The organism is Terriglobales bacterium (genome assembly GCA_035937135.1).
Taxonomy (GTDB): domain Bacteria; phylum Acidobacteriota; class Terriglobia; order Terriglobales; family Acidobacteriaceae; genus DASYVL01.
Genome location: DASYVL010000063.1, coordinates 1 through 6,652 on the forward strand (window position 1 = coordinate 1; position 6,652 = coordinate 6,652).

The 6,652-nt window shown below is 65.8% G+C and carries 6 protein-coding genes; 3 read left to right on the plus strand and 3 right to left on the minus strand.

Translation table 11 applies throughout. The features are described from left to right. The first annotated feature begins 255 nt into the window (after window positions 1-255). The gene (locus tag VGQ94_04020; GenBank protein ID HEV2021671.1) at window positions 256-1,467 is read left to right on the plus strand and encodes a DegT/DnrJ/EryC1/StrS family aminotransferase; all 1,212 of its coding nucleotides are present in this window, start codon (window positions 256-258) and stop codon (window positions 1,465-1,467) included. 104 nt (window positions 1,468-1,571) lie between these two features. On the opposite strand, the gene VGQ94_04025 is transcribed toward VGQ94_04020, so the two are convergent. Continuing rightward, window positions 1,572-2,693 carry an SH3 domain-containing protein gene (locus VGQ94_04025; GenBank protein ID HEV2021672.1) on the minus strand — a complete coding sequence of 374 codons (1,122 nt, stop codon included), beginning with the start codon at window positions 2,691-2,693 and terminating at the stop codon, window positions 1,572-1,574. A gap of 440 nt (window positions 2,694-3,133) precedes the next feature. Continuing rightward, the gene (locus VGQ94_04030) at window positions 3,134-4,222 is read right to left on the minus strand and encodes an ATP-dependent 6-phosphofructokinase (GenBank protein HEV2021673.1); all 1,089 of its coding nucleotides are present in this window, start codon (window positions 4,220-4,222) and stop codon (window positions 3,134-3,136) included. A gap of 337 nt (window positions 4,223-4,559) precedes the next feature. Between VGQ94_04030 and VGQ94_04035 the strand changes: the two genes are divergently transcribed. Next, window positions 4,560-4,862, plus strand: a complete 303-nt coding sequence (locus tag VGQ94_04035; protein ID HEV2021674.1) for a hypothetical protein — start codon at window positions 4,560-4,562, stop codon at window positions 4,860-4,862. 163 nt (window positions 4,863-5,025) lie between these two features. Further along, entirely contained in the window at window positions 5,026-6,072 is a 1,047-nt protein-coding gene (locus VGQ94_04040; GenBank protein ID HEV2021675.1) for a M20/M25/M40 family metallo-hydrolase, read from the plus strand. A 71-nt stretch (window positions 6,073-6,143) separates the two neighbouring features. Here the strand turns inward: VGQ94_04040 and VGQ94_04045 are convergent, their stop codons facing one another. Then, a complete protein-coding gene (locus tag VGQ94_04045) occupies window positions 6,144-6,584 on the minus strand; it encodes a DUF2203 domain-containing protein (GenBank protein ID HEV2021676.1) in 441 nt (146 codons plus the stop codon). Window positions 6,585-6,652 lie beyond the last annotated feature (68 nt).

Sequence of the window (6,652 nt, forward strand, 5' to 3'; positions counted from 1 at the left end):
GGCCTCAGCCTTCGTCCGCTGCGGACTTCCATCGAGGCCTGGCGCGAAGCCCTGGCCGAGGGTCGCCCGACGCCTCCTCTTCCCCGGCTGGAGCTTTTGTAAAACATCCCGACGGCGAAGCCGGAGGGAGCCCTACCTATGAAAACAGTTGGAACGAGGGGTAGGGCTCCCTCGCTACGCTCGGGATGTAGAGAAAGAAGGCCTAGGTCTTTGTGAAACATCCCGCTCGTAGCCGGTGTTAAAATCGGGGTTCCAGTGACCAAGGCGACCGCTTCCAAACCGCGCCCGGCAGCCCGCGCCGCCAAAATCGGCCCGGTGCCCATGCTGGATCTCGAGCGGCAATACGCCACCATCCGCACCCAGGTGCTGGCGGCGATGGAGCGGGTGTGCGCCTCGCAGCGCTTCATCCTGGGCGAAGAACTTACAGCCTTCGAGGGCGAGGTGACGGCGTTCACTGGGGCCGCGGCCACAGTGGGCTGCGCCTCCGGCACCGACGCTCTCTGGCTGGCGCTCGTCGCGGTAGGCGTCGGGCCCGGGGACGAAGTCATCACCACGCCGCTCACCTTTATCGCTACCGCCAGCGCCATCGTGCGCACCGGCGCCCGCCCCATCCTGGTGGACATCGATCCCGGGACCTTGAATCTGAGTCCGGAGCAGGTGGAGCGCCTCCTGGCCGAGGGCCACGGCACGCGCTTGAAGGCTGTGCTGCCCGTGCACCTCTACGGCCAATGCGCGGACATGGACTCCTTCTCGCGTCTGGCGCGCGAGCATCACCTGGCCGTGGTCGAGGACGCCGCTCAGGCCTTCGGCGCAGGCTGGCGCGGACGCCGCGCCGGCTCGCTGGGCGCCGTCGCCGCCTTCAGTTTCTATCCCACCAAGAACCTGGGCGGCTACGGCGACGGAGGCTGCGTCACCGTGCAGGACGCGGCGCTGGCCGAGAGCCTGCGCGCCCAGCGCCACCACGGCAGCCGCGAGCGCTACTATCACGACCAACTGGGCTGGAACAGCCGCCTGGACGAGCTCCAGGCCGCCGTCCTGCGCGTGAAACTCGCCTACGTGGAAGAGTGGAACAACCGGCGCGGCGAGCGCGCCCGCTTCTACAACCGGCTGTTCGAGGAGGCGGGGCTGGCCGCCGCGCCCGCGGCCTCGGGACCGGTGGCCGTCCATCCCCTGGAGCTGCCGCACACCGCGGCGCAGGCCCACCACGTCTACCATCAGTACGCGCTCCGCACCAGCCGCCGCGAAAAGTTGCGCCAGTTCCTTGGCGAGCGCGGCATCGCCACCGAGGTTTACTACCCTGTCCCGCTGCACCTGCAGAAGGCCCTGACCTACCTGGGATACCGTCCCGGCGACTTTCCTGAAGCCGAGCGCGCCGCCGACCACCTGCTCGCACTGCCTCTCTTCCCCGAGATCACAGAGGACGAGCAGCGGCACGTGGTGGACTCCATCGCCGCCTTCTACTCCTGATTCCGACTGTGTGGATGCGGGCGACTCGCCCGCGAAGGTTTCCTGACGTAGCGCCGGCGTCTCGCCGGCTGTCGCGCGGACGTCTCGTCCGCGCTTGGTTCTTCCTACCGGCGCCGCTTGGCGCGAGGAGTGGCTGCCGCTGCCCCTCCCTCCGCCGTTACCCTCCGCACCATCACTCCGTTGAGCTTGTACTTGCGCTCCTCCAGGTTGCCGTCGGCATCCTTTATTATCCGCAGGGTGAAGACGGGCAGCTCGCCCTCCTTGCCGAAGCGCGCCGTGCTCACCCGCACCGGCAGCACGCCAGCGAGCTTCCGCTCGCGGTAGGCGGTCTCGTAGTGACTGCGCTTCGGGTTCCAGGTGAACACCCGCGCCTGGTTGTAGTCGAAGGGCTGGCCGTCTTTGGGCTCGTTCAGCAGCATCAGATACTGCGGGATTTTCTTCTCTCCATCCGTAACCTCATTCAGGACGAAGCAGGCGATGATCCGTTGCCCCTCGGCGTACTGCGCCACTTCCAGCGGGACGTCCACATCCAGCAGGCGCCCCAGCACCCAGCCGGCGTGGCCGCGGGCATCGCGCGCCAGCCACCAATCTTCGAGCACGGGCGGAGGAGCGCCGGACCCAGCAGGCGCCGCAGCTCTCCCCGCGCCCGGCTTGGCCGCCACCGCGTCAGGCTTTGCAGATGGAAGAGCCGCCATAGCCTGCGGCGGGCTGGGCTTGGGACTGGACGCTCGCTCCAGCAACTCCACCTTCTCTCCCTGGTCCACTTGGAACAGCCGCTCGGAATCGCGCAGCGGCCGCAGATGCATGTTGAGCTCGGCGCGCGTCAGGGCATGCGCGGCCACCGGAGTCTTGGCGTGCCCGGTGGCCAGTTGCTGGAAGCCGTCAAACACCTGCTGGTTGACCAGGTAGCGCTGCTCCATCCAGCCTTCACTCACTCCGGCGCGCACCCGCACAAAGCGCCCATTGCGGCTGCGCTCCAGCACTTCCACGGGCTCGCCGTTCTTGACCACGCCGACCTTGTTATAGACGGCGGCCACGCGGTCGCGCAGCGCCACCTGCGGCGCGGAGACGTACGCCGTCTCCAGCACGGTGCCGCTCTTGCGGTTGCAGCCCGAGAGCAGGAGCACGCTCAGAAGAAGCAGGCCGGCGGCCCGCAGCCGGCGGTCGGCGGCAAAACCTTGACGCGCTTTAGGCGAGAAGGACAGGCTGGATGGGGAAGCAATCACAGGACTTTCTAATCACTATAGCGCAGCCGCGGAGGCGACGCGCCCTTCCTGCTTGTCATGCTTGGGTTTGTTTTTGACTTTGACTTTGATTCTTGACTTTGATTTGTCATCCTGAGCGGAGTGAAGCCCGCCTCGGCGGGCGAACGCAGTCGAAGGACCCCTATCTCGCCCGCAGCTTAGGAACGCAGCCAGGGCATTCTCCCTGTGCAGCAGCCTTGTCATCCTCAGCGAAGCGAAGGAGCTAAGCGTTTGGTTTTTGCCTGTCATCCTGAGCGGAGTGAAGCCTGCCTCGGCGGGCGAAAGCAGTCGAAGGACCCCTACCCTGACCGCAGCCTAGAAGTGGGCTCCAGGGCATCTCCCTGTGCAGCAGCCCGCGCAGCGGGCGGAAGATTCGGGCTTGTGGGTCTTCCCTTTTCCCTTTTCCCTTTGCCCTTTGCCCCTCAATCCCCAAACCCGATACCCACCGACTTTGCCGTTGCCACCAGCTCGCCGGCCGGATCCACGGCCTTCATCCTGCCGATGGCCTCGGCGATGTCCACGTCGAGGATGCGGTCGCCGCGCAGGCACACCATCCTGCCGAACTTGCCCTGCGCGATCAGGTCCACCGCCGTCGCGCCAAAGCGCGTGCTCAGGATGCGGTCGAAGGGCGAAGGCGAGCCGCCGCGCTGGATGTGTCCCAGCACCGTCACCCGGGTCTCCCGGCGCAGGGTCATGCTGATCGAGTCCGCGATCCGGTTGCTCACCGCGCCTCCGCGCGGCGCCCTCCGCCTTTCCCGCTCGTAGTTCGACTCCAGGTCCGCCGGGAGCTTCACCCCTTCCGCCACCACGATGATGGTGAAGCGCTTGCCCGCCTGCTCCCGCTGCCGCACAAACTCGCACACCTTCTCCAGCGTGAAGGGGATCTCCGGGATCAGGATGATGTGCGCGCCGCCGGCGATCCCCGCCTCCAGCGCGATCCACCCTGCATCCCGCCCCATCACCTCCACCAGCATGATGCGGTGGTGCGACTCCGCCGTGGTGTGGATCTTGTCCACGGCGTCAGTGGCGGTGTGCAGCGCGGTGTCAAAACCGAAGGTCACGTCGGTGGCCGAGAGGTCGTTGTCAATGGTCTTGGGCACGCCGACGATTTTCAACCCCTTCTTAAAGAGCTCGAGCGCAATCTTCTGCGTGCCGTCGCCGCCAATCACGATCAGCGCGTCCATGCCCAGCTTTTGCGCGTTCTCCACCACCTGCCCGGAGAGGTCCTGCACAACTTCTTTGCCCTCCTCGCCCATCTTGTAGGCAAAGGGGTCGCCGCGATTGGTGGTGCCCAGAATGGTGCCGCCGCGCGGCAGGATGCCGCTCACGTCCGCCAGCAGCAGCGGGTGCGCCTTCTCCGGCCAGATCAGCCCGTCGAACCCGTCCGGCACCCCCAGCACCTGCCAGTGATACTTCAGGACAGCACACTTCACCGCCGCGCGGATCACGGCGTTGAGGCCGGAACAGTCTCCACCCCCGGTGCAGATGCCGATTTTTTTGATTTCTGCCACCTAACTCCCCCGCCGGCTGCCGGCCGCTGGCTGCTCTTACAGAGGCGTGGATTTTACAACAGCGAACGCGCAAAGGGTTGCGTCTACTTGGCGGCGTCCGAGGCCTTTGGAGCGGTTCGGATTTGCCTTTCCTTGCCGCGCGCGGATTTGACCTGCTGGCCACCGCTTCAATGGCGCCCAGGGTTGGTGGAGCTTCATATCGAGGGCGCGAGCTGGCTGGTTCCGTCAAGGCCATCGAGCTAGATAGCCGGTGTTTGCTTCAACCCCTAGGCTCTTCACCTCCGCAGTGATTTGGGTTTGTTTCGCAAAAACGCACGGTGGCGCTCCTCAATGCACCTTGAAGGGGCTGGTCTTGATGGCTAAGGTCGCGTCGCGGTTGGGGCCCAAACCGACCTCCGCTTTGACGATCGGGGTGCTGCTGGTGGCGCTCGCCGGCCAGGTGCCGCGCTTCCTCCTCCATCACGAGATTCATCAAGGCCAGCCCCGCCTCGCGCAGCAGATGACCGACTCCCTCTTGCAGCATGCTAACCACCTCGGCCATAGGAAAGAGCATCTGGATGTTGGGGTTTTTGTTCACTGGCCAGCTGGCGGAACTGCTGCACCGCTCGTTGCCGCTCGATTTGGTATCGTCTCTTCATAGCGACTCTCTCCTTATTTCCTTGCGGAAAATTCCCTCGGGCCATTATGGCCGAGGGGTTGAGAGTCGCTACTTTCTACGAATTAACGGACATCCTCCCGGCGGGACGCCGACGCTACTGACTACTGGTTGCTGACTACTGGGTCGACCTTATAATGCCGCGATGATGCGACGGCTGAGCATCCTTCTTGCCCTTCTTCTGGTTGCGGCTCCGGCCATGGCGCAGAGCCGGGCCGTCTGCAAACCGTGCATCCAGGCGCACGAGGAGTTTCTGGCCTCGGACGCGCTCCGCGGCCGCGGCAGCGCCACCGACGACGAGCAGAAGGCCGCGGAGTACATCGCCGGCGAGCTGAAGAAGTACGGCGTCCAGCCCTTTGAGGGCGGGGACTACATCCAGCCCGTGGTGACGGAGGTGGACCTCTCCAAGCTCCCCATGGACAAGATCCCCCCGGCCTTCGCGCGGCGGCTGAAGGCCGCGGTGCACGAGGGCAAACTCACCACCCGCAACGTGCTGGGGATCCTGCCAGGCTCCGACCGCAGGCGCAAGGGCGAGGTGGTGCTGCTCTCGGCACACCTGGACCACCTGGGGACGGCGCCGGAGGAAGCCGTCGCCGGCGACGACATCTTCAACGGCGCCGACGACGACGCCTCCGGGGTCACCGCCGTGCTGGAGTTGGCGCGCGCGCTGGCCTCCGGGCGGCGGCCCCGGCGCACCGTGGTCTTCGCCTTCTTCGGCAGCGAGGAGCTGGGCGGCTTCGGCAACCGCTATTTCCTCCAGCACCCGCCGGTGCCGTTGGCCTCGATCGTCGCCAACCTGGAGTTTGAGATGATCGGCCGGCCCGACGCCGCGGTAGCGGCGCATACGCTCTGGCTGACGGGCTGGAAGCGCTCCAACCTCGGTCCCGTGCTGGCGAAACACGGGGCGCGGCTGGTGGGAGACCCGCATCCCAAGGAGCATTTCTTCCAGCGGTCGGACAACTACGCGCTGGCCCGCAAGGGCATCGTGGCGCAGACGGTGTCGAGCTTCGGCTTGCACACCGACTACCACCAGCCCTCGGACGACCTGGCCCATCTGGACCTGGCGCACATGGCCGAGGCCATCGGTTCCATGATCCGGCCGGTGCGCTGGCTGGCGAACTCCAGCTTCAAACCGCGGTGGAAGCCGGGGGGAAAGCCGCAAGAAGCAAGCGCGCAGCCGGCGGCCCGCCACTAGCGGGGCAGAGTCATTGTTGCCAGCGAGACGCCGGCGCTACGGGTCACTGAGAACCGAGAACTGAGAACTGACTACTGCTTCTTGCCCTTGCCGGCGCGGGTGATGGTCTCATCAATGGGCTTGCGGCTCTGGAAGCCCTCTTCCTGGCCGTGCCAGTGGGTGATCTGCTTCTCGCCCAGCTTCCAGCAGAGCAGGATGACCTGGTCGCTGACCCGGCAGGGGAAGTCGAGCAGGCCGGTGTCGAGGTCCTTCACCTGGACGCCGGTGGAATCGATCTCGGCCAGGGCGTCCTTCACCCGCTGCAAGGCTTTTTCTTTTTCGGCCTTTCGCACCGCCAAGTGGGCGATGTCCATGCGCGTGCCACCGTTCAGGAAGATGCGCTGGCTCACTTCCTGGAACTCGCCCTCGATCTTCTCGATGAGCTGCTTGCCCGCGATGGAGCGCCGCAAGAGCGACTCCAGCACCGGAAGTAGCACCTGAGCTTCGTCGAGGGTGAAGGTACGCTCGCTCATGTCGGGATCTCCAGCATGCGGTCGAGCGCGACTTTGGCCCAGCGCTTCACCTCTGGTTTGACGGTGAT

Excerpts from the sequence above, each read along its gene's own strand:
- VGQ94_04040 (HEV2021675.1), top strand. The coding sequence starts at position 5,026 with ATGCGACGGCTGAGCATCCTTCTTGCCCTTCTTCTGGTTGCGGCTCCG.
- VGQ94_04045 (HEV2021676.1), bottom strand. The coding sequence starts at position 6,584 with ATGAGCGAGCGTACCTTCACCCTCGACGAAGCTCAGGTGCTACTTCCG.